Here is a 15,277-nt window from a genome sequence, read left to right on the forward strand (position 1 = left end):
GCGTGATGAAAGTGGGCGTATTTGATAGCGGCGTGGGGGGGCTTAGTGTGCTAAAGAGCCTCCTAGAAGCGAGGCTTTTTGAATCTATCGTGTATTATGGCGATACCGCGCGCGTGCCCTATGGGAGCAAGGATAGGCAGACGATTATCCGATTTTCCCTCCAAGCCCTAGAGTTTTTTACCTCTCATCGCGTAGATATGCTTGTCGTGGCGTGCAATACCGCGAGCGCATACGCGCTAGATTCTCTAAGCGCGCAGGCACCATTCCCCGTGATAGGCGTCATCACGCCCGGCGTGCTCGCTACGCAAAACAAGCTAGATTCTAAAGACGCCTCTATCCTCGTCATCGCCACAAAAGCCACGATCGCTTCCAATCTCTACGCCACCAAGCTCCAAGAATGCGGGTTTCATAATATCCAAAGCCTCGCAACGGGGCTTTTTGTGCCATTTGTCGAGGAGGGAATCTATGAGGGCAAGCCTATGCAAGCCCTGCTTGAGCATTACTTCACAGGCTACAAATCCCCAAATGCGCTGATTTTGGGCTGCACGCACTTCCCGCTTATCGCCCCTGCCCTAAGCGCGTATTTTGGCAAAGATACGATTTTGATCCATAGCGGCGAGGCGATCGTGGAGTATATCCAAAACACTTACCAACTCCCCGCACGCAGCGCCTTGCGATCACTAAAATTTTTCGCAAGCGATGATGTCAATGCCCTCAAGCACACCGCAAAAATGTGGCTTGGTAGCCTCTATATGCCCTAAGAGTGAGCGATGAGAAGTGCGGGGTTTGGGGCGTGTGTGATGGTGGCTATGCTACTGCTATGCGCGTGCTCGCCAAGCCCCAAGCCAAGCAGCCTCTCGAGCAAAGAGTGGAAGGCAAATCGCCTAAGTATCGATACCAGAGTGCTTTTTGCCCCCCAAGATACCACGATGATTTTTGATACCGATCAGAATAGAATCTATGGCAATGCTGGGTGCAACAACTACACGGCAAACATCGAGATAGAGGGCAATGCGCTGCTTATCAAAAGGCGCACTTTCACGCGCAAGCTTTGTGAATCCCAAGAAGTGATGGAATATGAGTTTGAGTTTTTGCGCGGTCTTGAGGGCGAGTATGAGATCATCACGCTCAAGGAATACAAGGAGCGGCTAAGCACCTATGGGCAGATCACAAATCCCGATTTGTATGATAGCAATGTCGCGCAGGGTATGCTCGTGCTCTTTAATAGATTCAAAGCCTATTTTCTCACGCAATGAGGCAGACACAATGAAGCAGTGCAATGAAACAATGCAATGAGGCAGGAGAGACGATGAGCACACAAGAGCAGCTTTTTACCCTACAGCCCGGGCAGTGCATAGAGGGCAGATTTGAATCTAAGGGCTCGAAGTTCCTTGCCTATTTGTTTGCGCTCGATCTTAGTGAGAAGTGCCCCACGCCTAAGGCGGCGTTGCAAAGGCATATAGAGGGGTTGAAAAAGGAGCACACAAAGGCGGTGCATTTTGTGAGTGCGGTGAGGTTTTTAGATTTTGCAAACTTCTCTTATGAGGGGCATTCAGTCTTGAGCGATAAAGCGGGGAGTTTGATTGTCGGCGGCGGTTACTACCGCTTAGGTAGCTCCCTTGCCTCCAATCTGCACAACCCCACTTTCTCATCTCAATCCCTAGAATGCCCGGGCAAGCCACGCACGGAGATTCAAGAAAATACAGAATCTCGTGTGGGCTTAGATTCTAGATTCAACAATTCAGATTCAGAATCTAGCTTTACAGATTCTAAAACAATCACAGAATCTACCATGCCAATAGATTCTGCCATTTTTGCAACGCAAAAATCACATAAAATATGTAGCGCGTCAGCGCATACCGCCCCTCGCCCGCTTCGTGGTGTGCAATCGTTGGAGCAAGGAGGCAGTAGTGCCTCCGCAACGATTGCGCTAGAAGCGGATAAGCGAGGCTCTCCCCTTGATTGCCGAAAAAGCGGCGGCTTTTTCGGGGCTAAGGGGAGCGGGGAGGGGATAACACCCCTTTTTGCGAAAAAACAAAACGATTTTGAGAATCTAGGAAGTATTCGTGAGAACACGACTCTAAGAAACTTAGAATCAGATTCAGAATCTAAGGCGGAGAATCTGGGAAGCACAGAATCTAAGACATTTACAGAATCTAGTCCAACAGATTCTAAAGTAATTACAGAATCTAAAGAGATTCTAAACAATGAACAAAGGCAAAGCCCAAGCGGCGTAGAACCTAGATTCAAGGTTTTGGAGTTAGATTCAGAATCTAGCTCCACAGATTCCAAAACCCTCACACAATCCACAAACACCAAAAAGCACAATCCAACAAACAAAAAGCGAGATTCTAAAAAATCATCAACACACCTAAGGAGCGCAAAAACCAACCACACACACGATGAGAGCACCAAGCAACCTAGCTACCAAATCCTAGAATCCTCTAGCGATGATGGCGAGCCAAAGGGCAGCTCGGGCGTGCCCTGCCTCAATGTCCTAAGGGGCGAGAAACTCATCAATGTAGCCTGCGTAGTCGTGCGGTATTTTGGGGGCACGCTGCTGGGAGTGGGGGGATTGGTGCGCGCCTACACCGCCGCCACACACGACGCGATAGCCAATGCCAAAGCCACGCACGCCCTCATTCCCTTCACGCAGCAGCACACCATCGCGCTTTTTGTCCCCTATGCGCACTTCTCTAGAGCAGAATATCTCGCCAAGAGCCTATCCCTCACGATTGTCAAACAGGACTTTAGGGAATCTGGCGTAGAAATTTTGTGCCAAGGGACACAAAAAGCACTAGAGACATTCAAAAATAAGTTATAATACCGCTTTTTTAAGGAGCCAAAATGGAATTTTTTGCCACGCATTATTTGGGGTTCAAAGCCCTGCATTTAGTCGCGCTCATCTCGTGGATGGCGATGCTTTTTTATCTCCCGCGGCTTTTTGTCTATCACGCCGAAAATAAAGACAACCAAGACTTCATCGCCATTGTCAAGCTCCAAGAGCGGCGATTGTATGTCTATATCGGTATGCCAGCCTTTGTGCTCACTATCCTTAGCGGCGTGGCACTCATTCTAGCAAACACAGGGATTTTCCGCGATGGCGGGTGGTTTCACGCTAAGCTTTTGTTTGTGGTGCTGCTTGTTGTGTATCACTTTTTGTGCGGGTATTTTGTCAAGGCACTAGGTGATGGAGGCTGCCAAAGAAGTGGCAAATTTTTTAGAATTTACAATGAATTCCCCACAATCTGCCTCATTGCGATTGTGATTTTTGTCGTGATAAAGCCCTTTTAGGAGTGTGCAATGGCGAAGTTGTGGAGCGGGCGATTTGAGAGTGAATCTAGCAAGCTTTTGGAGGACTTTAACGCCTCCATTGGCTTTGATTGGCAGCTGTGGCGCGAGGACATACAGGGATCCAAAGCCCACGCCAAAATGCTTGCAAAGATTGGGGTTTTAAGCCATAGCGAGCTAGATTCTATCCTAGGTGGCTTGGAGCAAATCGCGGCGATGATAGAATCTAATCAGTTTGTATTTAGCAATAGTGATGAGGATATCCATATGGCGATAGAATCTAAGCTCACCCAACTCATTGGCGAGAGTGGCAAAAAGCTCCACACCGCGCGCAGTAGGAACGATCAAGTCGCGCTAGATTTTCGGCTTTTTACCCTTAGGGCAAACGCCTCCATCACGCGCGCTATCTTAGAGCTTATGCAGACTTTGCTCCATATCGCGCGCGAGCACACACACACGATTATGCCCGGTATGACACACCTCCAGCACGCCCAACCTGTGAATCTAGGCTTCCATATCGTGGCGTGGTGCTGCTCCCTGCAGCGTGATGTGCAGAGATTCCAAGATAGCTTAGAGCGCAACAACCTCTGCCCGCTAGGCTCTGGCGCGCTCGCGGGCACGCCTTATGGCAACGACAGGGATTTTTTGGCGCGTGAGCTAGGATTTCGCGCACCCACGCTCAATGCGATGGATTCTGTGAGCGATAGGGACTTCGCGCTGGATTTGCTCTATGATATCGCGATGCTGATGATGCATATCTCGCGTATCAGCGAGGAGCTCGTGCTCTGGAGTAGCGCGGAGTTTGGGTTCATCACGCTTTCAGATAGCTATAGCACGGGCAGCTCGATTATGCCGCAAAAGAAAAATCCCGATGTCCCCGAGCTGCTGCGCGGGAAAAGCGGGAGGAGCTTTGGCAATCTTATGGCACTCCTAAGCGTGATGAAATCCCTCCCCCTTGCTTATAATAAAGACACGCAAGAGGACAAAGAAAGCGTGTTTGATAGCGTGCGCACCGCACAAATCTCGCTAGAGATTCTGCGGGAGTGCCTCGCCACCGCGCACTTTAACGCCGAGAATATGCGCAAAATGGCGATGGTTGGGCATTTGAGTGCCACGGATTTGGCGGATTTTTTGGTGCGTGAGTGCGGGGTGCCCTTTAGGGATTCACACCATATCACGGGCAAAGTCGTGGCGTATGCAGAAAAAAAGGGCGTAGATATCAGCACACTCACCCAAGAAGAGCTCCAAAGCATAGATTCGCGTATCAAAGAGGGCGCGAGCGCGGTGCTTAGTATAGAATCTAGTATGCAAGCGCGCAACTCCCTAGGCGGGACTGCGAGCGTGCGCACCATTGAGCAGATTGAGAGCCTTGAGGCGTTTATCACGCGGGCAAAAGAGGCTATGGAGTGAGCTATGCAGGATAAGCAACGCCAGATTATCGATATGTTTGATTCCATCGCGCCCAAATACGATATGGCAAATCGCGCGATGAGCTTAGGGATTGACAAAGCGTGGCGCAGGGAAGCCTGCCGCCTCGCCTTTAAAGAGCTCCAAAACCCCCAAAACATCGTGATAGCCGACATTGCGTGTGGGAGTGGCGATATGATCACTGCGTGGATTCACAACGCCCCCCAAAATGCGCATATAGGGCAAATCTATGGCTACGATCCCTCCCAAGAAATGCTCAAAGTCGCGCACGAAAAGCTACGCGCTTTTAGCACTCCAAAAATCGAGCTGCTAAAAGGTGAGGCAAAAGCCCTGCCCTTTGGGAATGCAAGCATTGATATCCTCTCCATCTCTTTTGGACTGCGCAATGTCCTAGAATACAAGCAGGCACTTGATGAGTTTGTGCGTGTGCTAAAGCCCGGCGGGATTATCGTGATTTTGGAGTTTTTCAAGCCCCAAAACACAACGCTACTGCAAAAACTTATGGGCTTTTATACGGCTAAGATTCTGCCGTTTGTGGGTGGGCTCATCTCCTCAAACCTCAAAGCCTATCGCTATCTGCCCCAATCAATGCAAAATTTTGTGAGTGTGAGCGAGCTAGAGGAGCTTATGAAAGAGTGCGGTATGCGCACCCTCCACCTCAAAGGCTATAGTGCCAATGTCGCCACGCTATATATGGGAGCAAAACAATGAATACAAACCTAAAACACACTCCATCATCGCAGCCATATTCACGACTGCAATCCACTTTTGAATTTTTTGTCACTAGCTTTTGTTATCTCACTTTGATGTTTAGCACGCCTATCGCGTTTTTTACGAGCTCTATTGCGCTCTTTGTGCTAGCATTTTTTTATCCCAGCAATGCCACGCGATATGCCTTGGGAATATGTATCATCATCAGTGGTTGTATTAGCTTTGGCGATGTGCCTTTTATATCGGATGTTGTTGGGTATTATGGCGCATACCAAAGACTGCTCTATGATGACTTGTTTAATGCAATCTTTAGTTTTAATAGTGGTATTGAGTTTATTGTTCCTCTGTATTGGACATTATGGACATTTATTTTTGGGGATATGGATTCACTAAGTTTTATGTTTTTAAATGCTCTTAGCATTGCCTCGCTTTTTTATCTTTGGCTTGAGATGTATGAAGTCAAAAAATTTGACAAAAAAGAAGCGGCATTTTGCGTTTTTTTAGCACTTTTTATGTTTTATTATTACATGTCCACTCATTTGCTTCGCCAGCTTTACTCCACGATTTTTATCCTCTTTGCCCTTAGCCAAACCAGCAAGCCAAAAATGCTCATATTTGTAGCAATAGGCTTTTGCTGCCATGTTACTGCGCCGATTTTTTTTGCTATCTTTTACCTACTTCGCTACCACTATAAGATTGGGCTATGGATTATAGGATTAGGATGTGTGCTACTAAGCACAGGTTCGTTTTTACCCCTTGTTTTTTCTTATGTTTCATTTATACCCGACTTTTTGACTAGCAAACTTCCGTATTATGTGGGATATGTTGAAAAATTTAGTCCATACAATATTAAGACAATTATTCTCATAGGAATCATTCTAGTGGGACTGCATTATCGTCACAAAATCGATCCGGCTTGGCGATGGATTATTATAGGTTATGCGATGTTTTTGCTCTGTGCGCAGATTGGGCTTGTCCATCTTTTGCATCGCTTCAGTTCGATTTATCTCTATATCCCTCTTGGATATTTTTTGTTTTTGGTTCTACGCACTGATAAGCACCTTCTGATCTTAGGTTCTTTAATCGCTATTGTCTCCAAAATGTATGTATTCTATCTCCAACTCAAAAGGGACTATCCAGAAAGGGAGTGGTCTTTATTTAACCATGGCTTTGGTGGCGAGTGGTTTTATTATCTTTTGCAGTAGGACAAGATCAAATGCGCGTTGATTTGCACAACCACACGCCGCTATGCCACCACGCTAGCGGCACGCCCGAGGAGTATTTGCAGAGGGCTATCGCGCTTGGGATTGATATCTATGGCTTTTCCTGCCACGCGCCGATGGCGTTTGATCCAAAATATCGTATGGCACTGAGCGAGCTTCCGGAGTATCTCTCCACGATTAGAGGCTTGCGGGCGCGCTATAGCGGGCAGATTGATGTGCGCGTGGGCTTGGAGGTGGATTTTATCAAAGGCAGAGAAAACCTCATAGAATCTGCCGTGCTAGATTCACAAGTGGATTATCTCATCGGCTCGGTGCATTTTTTAAACGATTGGGGCTTTGATAATCCCGAGTTTATCGGGTACTACAAGCACACCGATATCGCGCAGTGTTGGAGTGATTATCTCGATTCTATCATCGCGATGGCACAAAGCGGGCATTTCCAAATCATCGGGCATTTTGACTTGCTCAAAATCTTTAACAACCCTCCCCCGCCCTCCCTACTCCCCAAACTCCGCCAAAGTCTAGAATCTATCAAGGACAACGCTTGCGCGCTAGAGATAAATAGTGCGGGGCTGCGCAAGCCCTGTGCGGAGCAATACCCATCGCGCGAGATTCTAAAGATAGCTAGAGAGCTAGAAATCCCCATCACTCTCTCTTCAGACGCCCATAGCATCAATCACATAGGCGCGGGATATGAGGCTTGCAGGGATCTCGCCCTAAGCCTTGGCTACACACATATCTGCGCGTTCAAAAACAAAGAGCGCGAGAGCTTCGCCCTCACTTAGCAAAGTTTTACATAAATGTTGTTAGAATCTTTGCATAAAATATTTGTATCCTCTCTAAAAGGGCGAGTTTGGCAGACACCATCCAAAGAGTTTTATCACAAAAGATTATGCCTTTTGCGCGCACGCTGATGGGTTCCAAAGATCTGAGTATCGTGCTTTTTATCGTCGTGATTATGGCGATTATCATCGTGCCGCTGCCTAGCCACATATTAGACTTTTTGCTTAGCATTTCTCTCGCACTCTCGGTGCTTATTATCCTAATGGCACTCTACATCGACAAGCCCACGGAGTTTTGGGCATTCCCCACGATTTTGCTCATCGTCACCCTCTATCGCCTCGCGCTCAATGTCGCCACCACGCGTATGATTCTCGCAGAGGGCTATAATGGCGCGGACAATGTGAGCAGTATCATCAACGCCTTTGGGCGCTTTGTCGCGGAGGGCAATTATGTAATCGGGATTATCGTCTTTAGCATTCTTGTGATTGTCAATCTCATCGTGATCACCAATGGTGCGACGCGCGTAACCGAGGTGCGAGCGAGATTCACACTCGATGCGATGCCCGGTAAGCAAATGGCGATCGACGCGGATTTAAACGCAGGGCTTATCAATCAAGAGGAAGCGCGCGCAAGGCGAGAATCCCTCCAGCAGGAAGCGGATTTTTATGGCACGATGGATGGAGCGAGTAAATTCGTCAAAGGCGATGCGATCGCCTCTATCATCATCACGCTTGTAAATATCATCGGCGGCTTTCTCATCGGCGTGTTTGAATACAACCTCAGCATCGCCCAAAGCGCGCAGACTTTCACGATCCTCACCATCGGCGATGGCTTAGTGGGGCAGATCCCCGCACTCATCATCGCCACCGCCACGGGTATCATCACCACGCGCGCGGCAAAAAATAGCGATAAGAGCTTTGCAAACGACATCGTTACCCAAATCATTGGCAATTCTAAGATTTTGCTCATCGTTGGCTTTATCCTCTGTATGTTTGCGCTCGTGCCCGGATTGCCCATCTCGCTTGGGTTTGTGGGGGTGTTCTTTTTTGTCATCGCGTGGCTTGGCAGCAGGGAAGATTCTAAAAGTTTTTTCCATATCATAGAATCTTGGCTCAATAAATACTTAAAGCTAAAAACTCCAGAATCTCCCAAGCCCACCGCCACTCCCGAAGACATAGAGCGACACAAAAGACAAAAAGAGCAAAAAAGCGAGGAGGAAATCCGCGAGCAAGAAGAGGCAATGCTCAATGAAGCCCTCAAAGTCGAGGTGCTAGAGATCCACCTCGGCTATAGCCTCATCAAGCTCGTTGATGTGCGTCAAAACGGCGATTTGCTAGAGCGCATACGCTCTATGCGTAAAAAAGTCGCGAGTGATTATGGATTTTTGATCCCACAAGTGCGGATAAAGGACAATCTCAATCTCGATCCCAACACCTACAATATCATCTTAAAAAGCGTCGTGATAGGCAGCGGCAGCGTGATGCCAGACAAAATGCTCGCGATGGACGCGGGTATGGTGGTGGATAAAGAGAGTATCGAGGGTATCCCGACTAAAGAACCTGTGTTTGGTATGGACGCGCTATGGGTGGATATATCCCAAAAAGACGAAGCGGCGATACAGGGCTACACGATTATCGATCCTGCCAATGTCATCACCACGCACCTAACCGAGCTTATCAAAGAATACGCCGAGGAGTTTATCACTATCGATGAGGTTAAGACGCTGATGAACAAACTCTCCAACAAATACCCCACCATCGTTTCAGAGGCGCAAAATATCTCACTTAGCACGATTAAAAAAGTGCTCCAAAGCCTCCTACACGAGGGTATCCCTATCCGCGATATGATAACTATCCTAGAGAGCCTTGTTGATGCCTATCCCGTGCTACAAAACGATATAGATTCACTCGTGGAGCAGGTGCGCGCTCGGCTTTCTAGGACGATTACGGATTTGTATAAATCCGATGACAATATCCTAAAAGCAATGATCCTCTCTGCGCGCATAGAGCAATTCCTCTTTGGCAAGCTCAAAGACAGAGCCCTGCTGCTCAATGCCGATGAGAGTGAATCCCTAAGCACTGCCATAGCCTCAGAAGCCCAAAAGCTTAGCGATCGTGGTATCGTGCCTGTGGTGCTGCTCGTGGATTATCGATTGCGCAAAGGGATTGCTAATCTCATAGAGCAGTATCGCTTTAAATTTAGCAATCTGGGCAATGTTGCGGTGCTAAGCAATGCCGAGATCGACTCGCATATCAGATACGAGCTACTCTCTGAGATTGATGCGACGCTATAAGGAGTTTTATGAAAGTTTTTCATCTCTCACACACCGATTTGGACGGCTACACTTGCCAATTTATCGCCAAGGAGTTTTTTAAAGATATTGTGTTTTTTAACGCCAACTACGGCAAGGAGGTGGGCGTGCGGCTAGATTCTATCTTAGAATCTATCCGCTCAGACTTCACCCAAAGGCTTAGCGCGAAGTTTGAGCTCCACAATCCCCTCTCTTATCTCATCCTAATCACGGATTTAAACCTCACGCTTACAGAATCTATGAACCTAAACCAAAAAGTCCAAGATCTAAAAGAGCAAGGCTATGAAATAGAGCTTTTGCTCCTAGATCATCATATCAGCGGGCAGGAATGCGCTAACAAATATCCGTGGTATTTTTTAGATTCTACGCGGTGTGCGAGCAAAATCACTTGGGAGTATCTCCTAGAGCACTACACGCTACAAACCCCCGCTAATAAGCCGTGGCTACACAATCTCGTGGAGATGACAAACTCGGTGGATATTTGGCTAGAGGATGGCTACAACTTCGAGTTTGGCAAAGTCGCTATGGGTATGATTAGCTCTAGCAATGAGCTCAATCGCTTTATGTTTGAACGCGAGCATAGATTCTATAAATTTCGCCTCATAGAATCCACCAAAGACTTCCTAGAGCGAGAAAATGGCGCAGTGGAGTTTGACAACGCGCTTTTTTGTCTCAAAAAGCAAATCCTAGGCGGCGATCCGCACACACAAACAATGGATTCTATCACTTCACAAGCCCAAGTGAGGCTACTGCAGGACAAAAAGCAAGAGTGCTCCATCCACTTCCAAGACAGGCTAGGATTTTTGAGCTATAGTATGGGCGGGATTAGCGTGCTGGCTAATCTCTTTTTGCGCGCCAATGCTGAGTATGATTTCTACCTTGATGTCAATAGCAAGGGCAATGTGAGCCTACGCGCCAATGGCAAATGCGATGTGAGCGCGCTTAGCAAGGAGTATTTTAATGGTGGCGGACACAAAAACGCTGCTGGTGGCAAGATCGATGGTTTTAGAGAGAGCTTTTGCTACGCAGAGATTAAAAAACAAGTCCTCCAAAAGCTACAAATTCTATAAATCCTAAAAAGGAGTGCGCAATGAGCAAACCACACACAAAAGATTCACAAATCTCTATCCAAGAGCTCGCCACGCAGCTTATCGATACGCTTAGTGTCGCGCTGTATTATGCCGGGGTAAAAAAAGAGAGGCTAGAGGATGCGCTAGAGTGCTATGAGGCGTTATTAGATTCACTAGAATATGATGATGAGAGCCCCTATGGTGTGGAAGAGATGATAAAGAGTATAGAATCCCTGCGCCAAACCCACGCCGAGCTTTTTGCCCAAAATCCCCCAAAGAATTAGCCTATGAAGACAATCCGAGTTTGTATCCTCTTTAGCGGCACAGGGAGCAATATGCTAAACCTCATCCGCACCCTGCATTTGCGCGAGTTTGTCGATGAGGAGGATCGCGTGTGTCGCCTCGAGGTAGTCGCCACGCTGTGTAATAATCCACAAGCTAAGGGCATACAAGCCCTGCAGGAGTTTCATATCCCCTGCCTCGTGCTCTCTCACAAGGGCTTAGAGCGTGAGGAGTATGACGCGCTGCTCGTGCGCGAGATCGCGCGCTATGAGCCTAGTTTGTGCGTGCTCAGTGGCTTTATGCGGATTCTCACGCCTATCTTTACCCGCCACATACGCGCTATCAATATCCACCCCTCATTCCTGCCGCACCACAAGGGCGCGCACGCTATTAGAGATAGCTTTTATTCCACGCAGGATTTTGGTGGCGTGAGCGTGCATTGGGTGAGCGATGAGCTAGATTCTGGCGCGCTCATCGCCCAAGAAAAGCTCCCAAAAATTGCCGGAGAATCCTTGCAATCTTTTGAGAGTAGAATCCACGAGCTAGAATACAGGCTTTTCCCACAGGCACTTTTGCGCGCGCTCAATCTCCGCACTAAGGGCTAAAATGATGGAATCTATCGCCCCACTTCTGCCCTTTGTCACTATCGCGATTCTCATCACTATCGCTGTGCCCCTAAGCACCGCGACAAAAATCCCCATCGTAGTTACCGAGATTTTGCTAGGCATTGCGGGGCGGTATTTTGGGCTTATAGATTCAGAGAATGCCTATATCCCGATTGTGGCAAATATCGGCTTATTGTTTTTGATGTTTTTGTGCGGGCTTGAGGTGGATTTGAAGTCCTTCCTCTCTATGGGGCGCACATTCCTCTATCAAGCACTTTTTTACTTTCTGAGCCTCTATGCGCTTTCAAGCGCGGCAGTGGTGCTACTCAAATTGCCACTTATCTTTATCGCGCTTTTGCCCGTGATGAGCTTAGGTATGATTATGGCGCTTATCCGCGATTATGGCAAGCACAGGCCTTGGCTCAATCTCGCGCTAAAAATCGGAATCCTAGGCGAAGTCGTGAGTATAGCCGTGCTTGTCACGCTTGAGGGTGTATATCGCTATGGTTTTAATTGGCAGCTAGGCGAAAACCTCTTAATCCTTGGCATATTTTTGGTGTGCATTGTGGGGGTTTTTAAGCTTGCTAATATCTTATTTTGGTGGTTTCCTAATCTCAAGCTCCTCCTCCTCCCCCACGATGATACCAACTCCCAAGATTTGCGCTTTGTGTTTATGCTCCTGCTTGTCTTTATCGTGCTCACTACCGGCATACATTTAGAAAAGGTGCTAGGGGCGTTTATCGCAGGGGTGATCCTCTCGACTTATTTTAAATACAAGCACACTCTGCCCCAGAAGCTAAACGATATGGGCTTTGGCTTTTTTGTGCCATTTTTTTTCGTGTATGTGGGCACGACGATCGATATACCCAGCGTGCTGCAATCCCCCGCTATCCTGCTGCACGCGCTTTTTATCATCTTTGGTATGCTTGCTATCCGTATCAGCGCGTCTATGCTCGTGTTTTTGCGCTTTTTTAAAAGTCTCAAAAACACCCTGCTCTTTGCCCTTAGTGATTGTATGCCGCTCACATTTTTGGTTATCACAGCGAGTATGGGACTGCAATTTGGCGTTATCTCACAATCCCTGTATATCTCGTGCATTTTTGGCGCGATCTTTGAGGGGATATTTTTTAGTATCGCCATAAAGCTCATCTACACTTGGCAAAAGCCTCACAAGCAGGATATGCTATAATGTTTAAAAACACATAAGGAGCTAGCAATGACAATATTTGAAAAAATCGTCGCGGGCGAGATCCCCTGCAAAAAAGTGCTAGAAAATGAGAAATTTTTGGCGTTTTATGATATCGCCCCAAAAGCAGCGATCCATATCCTTGCAATCCCCAAAAAATGTGTCAAGGACTTCCAAGAGGCAGATTCTGTATTGCTAGGGGAGCTTAGCGGCTTTATCCAAGAAGTCGTGAGGACTCTAGGCATAGACAAAAGCGGCTATAGAATCCTAAGCAACATAGGCACAGATGGCGGGCAGGAGGTGCCACATTTGCATTTTCACATACTCGGCGGCGAGAAACTCGGCAGCTTTTGAGGACAACTCTAGCAAATTTATAGTAAAATACCCGCCCAAATCACTCCAAACTAAGAAAAAGGATAGCAATGAAACAAGTAGCCGGTATCCAGCTTATGCAAGGTGTCAAAAGTATCCGCGATATAGATGTGCGCGATAAACGCGTGCTTATCCGTGTGGATTTCAATGTCCCGATGGACGAGGACTTTAATATCTCTGATGATACGCGTATCCGCGAGGCATTGCCCACGATAAATTATTGCATTGACAATGGAGCCAAAAATATCACACTTGTGAGCCACCTAGGGCGTCCCAAAGGGCACGCGCCAGAGTTTTCGCTCAAGCATATCCTAAAGCGTGTGGAGCGACTGCTAGGCAAGGAAGTGGCGTTTGCTGATAGTATAGAATCTGTCAAAGTCCTGCAAGAGAGCATCAGCACCACAAATGCCGTGATACTGCTAGAAAATATCCGCTACTACGAGGGCGAGGAAAAAAATAGTGATGAGCTCTCTGCTAAGCTTGGCGCACTCTGTGATGTGTATGTCAATGACGCCTTTGGCACGAGCCACAGAGCACACGCCAGCACCTATGGTATCGCCAAATATACCAAAGAAAAAGTCGCAGGAATCCTGCTCAAAAAAGAAATCGACTCCTTTGCCAAAGCCCTAGCCAATCCCCTTAAACCCGTGCTACTCATCGTAGGCGGGAGCAAGGTAAGCTCCAAGCTCACTCTACTTTATAATATCCTAGATTCAATCGACAAAATCATCATCGGCGGCGCGATGAGCAATACTTTCTTAAAAGCGCGCGGATTTGATATGCAAAAATCCCTCGTAGAGGACGATCTCGTGCCTGAAGCGCGCAAGATCCTCGATACTGCCAAAGAAAAAAAAGTCAAAATCTACCTACCCGTGGATGTCGTGAGCACCGATGATATCAAAAAACACGAGCATATCAAGGTTACTCCCGCTCAAGATATACCCGAGGGCTATATGGCAGTGGATATAGGACCAGCGACGACAAGGCTTTTTGGCGAGGTGGTGCGGGATTCACAAACGATTATATGGAATGGACCCTTGGGGATTTATGAAATCGGCGCGTTCTCACGCGGGACATTTAGCCTCGCGCACGCCGTGAGTGATACCTACGCCTTTAGCCTCATCGGTGGAGGCGACACTGCCGATGCGATTGATAAGGCAGGCGAGCGGGATAATATGAGCTTTATCTCCACAGGCGGTGGGGCGAGCTTGGAATTGCTAGAGGGCGAAGTGCTGCCAGCGTTTGAAGTGCTAGATAAAAAGGATTGATAGCGACTTGTCGTAAGCGTTTTTCAAAGATTTATCACAAAGGAGCGTTATGCCAGAGCATACATATCATATCAATAGCACCCCCGAGCTCAAAACCGCTAGGAGCTTAATGCTATGGGGCATTGGTATCTATATCGTAGGAAACTTATTTGGAATCGTGAGCGACGCGCTTGGCGGGCTAGCTATGCTCGTTGGTATCGTTGTAGGGCTTATAGGATTATACAAATTCTCCAAACTCACGCAATCTCGGGTTTTTAAATACTACTTTCTTTTATTTATCACGCCTTTTGTCGCGCTCTTTGTGGGCGTTATATTTGCTTTGCAAGGGATATTGACATCCTTGCAAACCCCGCTTCTCATCATATTCGCTATTGCCTATGCTATCGCCTACATCTACTATGCGCGCAAGATGAGCCACATTATGGCATACCTCACGGGCAACCGGGAGTTCCTCACCGCGTGGAAAATCTTTAAAATCGCGCTGATAGCCTCATTGATACTAGGGGGAGTTATCGGCTTTAGCGCGGGCTTTGGGGATTATTCCGTAGATTCTGGCGGGGCGTTTGCGTTTATCCTCCTTATTGTTGGCTTTATCGTAGGGATAGTGTTTCTCATCTCCCAGATCTTTGTGCTTATGGGCGTGTATAAGATACGCGAGGCAAAAGTCCTAGAGCCCAATGCACTCACTATCTAAGGCAGCGCGCATGTATCCTTTTATCACGCCTTTTGTGAGCTATGGTGCCAAAT

16 protein-coding genes are annotated in these 15,277 nt (G+C 47.6%); all 16 read left to right on the forward strand.

The annotated features are described in order from the left end of the window. Nucleotides 1–5: 5 nt before the first annotated feature. The 16 genes from murI to ACH2BK_RS00820 all read left to right on the forward strand — a co-directional run bounded on the left by murI (nt 6) and on the right by ACH2BK_RS00820 (nt 15,224). On the forward strand, nt 6–761 hold the full coding sequence (gene murI / locus ACH2BK_RS00745) for a glutamate racemase (RefSeq protein WP_395001712.1): 756 nt from the start codon (nt 6–8) through the stop codon (nt 759–761). Between the two features lie 9 nt (nt 762–770). Continuing rightward, entirely contained in the window at nt 771–1,256 is a 486-nt protein-coding gene (locus ACH2BK_RS00750; RefSeq protein ID WP_395001713.1) for an META domain-containing protein, read from the forward strand. A gap of 23 nt (nt 1,257–1,279) precedes the next feature. After that, nucleotides 1,280–2,824 (forward strand): YigZ family protein, encoded by a 1,545-nt coding sequence (locus ACH2BK_RS00755; protein ID WP_395001714.1) that lies wholly within the window; start codon nt 1,280–1,282, stop codon nt 2,822–2,824. 23 nt (nt 2,825–2,847) lie between these two features. Continuing rightward, entirely contained in the window at nt 2,848–3,294 is a 447-nt protein-coding gene (gene hemJ / locus ACH2BK_RS00760) for a protoporphyrinogen oxidase HemJ (RefSeq protein ID WP_394994677.1), read from the forward strand. Between the two features lie 9 nt (nt 3,295–3,303). Continuing rightward, nucleotides 3,304–4,701, forward strand: a complete 1,398-nt coding sequence (gene argH / locus ACH2BK_RS00765) for an argininosuccinate lyase (RefSeq protein ID WP_395001715.1) — start codon at nt 3,304–3,306, stop codon at nt 4,699–4,701. 3 nt (nt 4,702–4,704) lie between these two features. Beyond that, nucleotides 4,705–5,430 (forward strand): bifunctional demethylmenaquinone methyltransferase/2-methoxy-6-polyprenyl-1,4-benzoquinol methylase UbiE, encoded by a 726-nt coding sequence (gene ubiE, locus ACH2BK_RS00770; RefSeq protein ID WP_394994671.1) that lies wholly within the window; start codon nt 4,705–4,707, stop codon nt 5,428–5,430. Further along, nucleotides 5,427–6,635: a hypothetical protein gene (locus tag ACH2BK_RS00775; protein ID WP_394994668.1), complete on the forward strand. Its 1,209-nt coding sequence runs from the start codon at nt 5,427–5,429 to the stop codon at nt 6,633–6,635. The genes ubiE and ACH2BK_RS00775 overlap by 4 nt, the downstream gene beginning before the upstream one ends. An 11-nt stretch (nt 6,636–6,646) precedes the next feature. Then, nucleotides 6,647–7,438, forward strand: a complete 792-nt coding sequence (hisJ, locus tag ACH2BK_RS00780; RefSeq protein ID WP_395001716.1) for a histidinol-phosphatase HisJ — start codon at nt 6,647–6,649, stop codon at nt 7,436–7,438. Between the two features lie 68 nt (nt 7,439–7,506). Beyond that, on the forward strand, nt 7,507–9,729 hold the full coding sequence (flhA, locus tag ACH2BK_RS00785) for a flagellar biosynthesis protein FlhA (RefSeq protein ID WP_395001717.1): 2,223 nt from the start codon (nt 7,507–7,509) through the stop codon (nt 9,727–9,729). 8 nt (nt 9,730–9,737) lie between these two features. Next, nucleotides 9,738–10,817: a DHH family phosphoesterase gene (locus tag ACH2BK_RS00790; protein ID WP_395001718.1), complete on the forward strand. Its 1,080-nt coding sequence runs from the start codon at nt 9,738–9,740 to the stop codon at nt 10,815–10,817. 20 nt (nt 10,818–10,837) lie between these two features. Beyond that, on the forward strand, nt 10,838–11,101 hold the full coding sequence (locus ACH2BK_RS00795) for a hypothetical protein (protein WP_394994658.1): 264 nt from the start codon (nt 10,838–10,840) through the stop codon (nt 11,099–11,101). A gap of 3 nt (nt 11,102–11,104) precedes the next feature. Beyond that, the gene (locus ACH2BK_RS00800) at nt 11,105–11,704 is read left to right on the forward strand and encodes a formyltransferase family protein (protein WP_394994655.1); all 600 of its coding nucleotides are present in this window, start codon (nt 11,105–11,107) and stop codon (nt 11,702–11,704) included. A gap of 1 nt (nt 11,705) precedes the next feature. Beyond that, nucleotides 11,706–12,893, forward strand: a complete 1,188-nt coding sequence (locus ACH2BK_RS00805) for a cation:proton antiporter (RefSeq protein WP_395001719.1) — start codon at nt 11,706–11,708, stop codon at nt 12,891–12,893. Between the two features lie 27 nt (nt 12,894–12,920). Further along, the gene (locus ACH2BK_RS00810; RefSeq protein WP_394994650.1) at nt 12,921–13,244 is read left to right on the forward strand and encodes a histidine triad nucleotide-binding protein; all 324 of its coding nucleotides are present in this window, start codon (nt 12,921–12,923) and stop codon (nt 13,242–13,244) included. A 68-nt stretch (nt 13,245–13,312) separates the two neighbouring features. Continuing rightward, nucleotides 13,313–14,530 (forward strand): phosphoglycerate kinase, encoded by a 1,218-nt coding sequence (locus ACH2BK_RS00815; protein ID WP_395001720.1) that lies wholly within the window; start codon nt 13,313–13,315, stop codon nt 14,528–14,530. A 49-nt stretch (nt 14,531–14,579) separates the two neighbouring features. Then, the gene (locus ACH2BK_RS00820; protein WP_394994644.1) at nt 14,580–15,224 is read left to right on the forward strand and encodes a hypothetical protein; all 645 of its coding nucleotides are present in this window, start codon (nt 14,580–14,582) and stop codon (nt 15,222–15,224) included. Nucleotides 15,225–15,277 lie beyond the last annotated feature (53 nt).

Source organism: uncultured Helicobacter sp., from assembly GCF_949282165.1.
Classification (GTDB): domain Bacteria; phylum Campylobacterota; class Campylobacteria; order Campylobacterales; family Helicobacteraceae; genus Helicobacter_F.

Bases quoted from the DNA above. Each gene is read 5' to 3' on its own strand.
- ACH2BK_RS00805 (WP_395001719.1), top strand. From the start codon at position 11,706: ATGATGGAATCTATCGCCCCACTTCTGCCCTTTGTCACTATCGCGATT.
- hisJ (WP_395001716.1), top strand. From the start codon at position 6,647: ATGCGCGTTGATTTGCACAACCACACGCCGCTATGCCACCACGCTAGC.
- argH (WP_395001715.1), top strand. From the start codon at position 3,304: ATGGCGAAGTTGTGGAGCGGGCGATTTGAGAGTGAATCTAGCAAGCTT.
- ACH2BK_RS00815 (WP_395001720.1), top strand. From the start codon at position 13,313: ATGAAACAAGTAGCCGGTATCCAGCTTATGCAAGGTGTCAAAAGTATC.
- ubiE (WP_394994671.1), top strand. From the start codon at position 4,705: ATGCAGGATAAGCAACGCCAGATTATCGATATGTTTGATTCCATCGCG.
- ACH2BK_RS00755 (WP_395001714.1), top strand. From the start codon at position 1,280: ATGAAACAATGCAATGAGGCAGGAGAGACGATGAGCACACAAGAGCAG.
- ACH2BK_RS00800 (WP_394994655.1), top strand. From the start codon at position 11,105: ATGAAGACAATCCGAGTTTGTATCCTCTTTAGCGGCACAGGGAGCAAT.
- ACH2BK_RS00775 (WP_394994668.1), top strand. From the start codon at position 5,427: ATGAATACAAACCTAAAACACACTCCATCATCGCAGCCATATTCACGA.
- ACH2BK_RS00790 (WP_395001718.1), top strand. From the start codon at position 9,738: ATGAAAGTTTTTCATCTCTCACACACCGATTTGGACGGCTACACTTGC.
- ACH2BK_RS00820 (WP_394994644.1), top strand. From the start codon at position 14,580: ATGCCAGAGCATACATATCATATCAATAGCACCCCCGAGCTCAAAACC.
- ACH2BK_RS00795 (WP_394994658.1), top strand. From the start codon at position 10,838: ATGAGCAAACCACACACAAAAGATTCACAAATCTCTATCCAAGAGCTC.
- hemJ (WP_394994677.1), top strand. From the start codon at position 2,848: ATGGAATTTTTTGCCACGCATTATTTGGGGTTCAAAGCCCTGCATTTA.
- murI (WP_395001712.1), top strand. From the start codon at position 6: ATGAAAGTGGGCGTATTTGATAGCGGCGTGGGGGGGCTTAGTGTGCTA.
- ACH2BK_RS00810 (WP_394994650.1), top strand. From the start codon at position 12,921: ATGACAATATTTGAAAAAATCGTCGCGGGCGAGATCCCCTGCAAAAAA.
- ACH2BK_RS00750 (WP_395001713.1), top strand. From the start codon at position 771: ATGAGAAGTGCGGGGTTTGGGGCGTGTGTGATGGTGGCTATGCTACTG.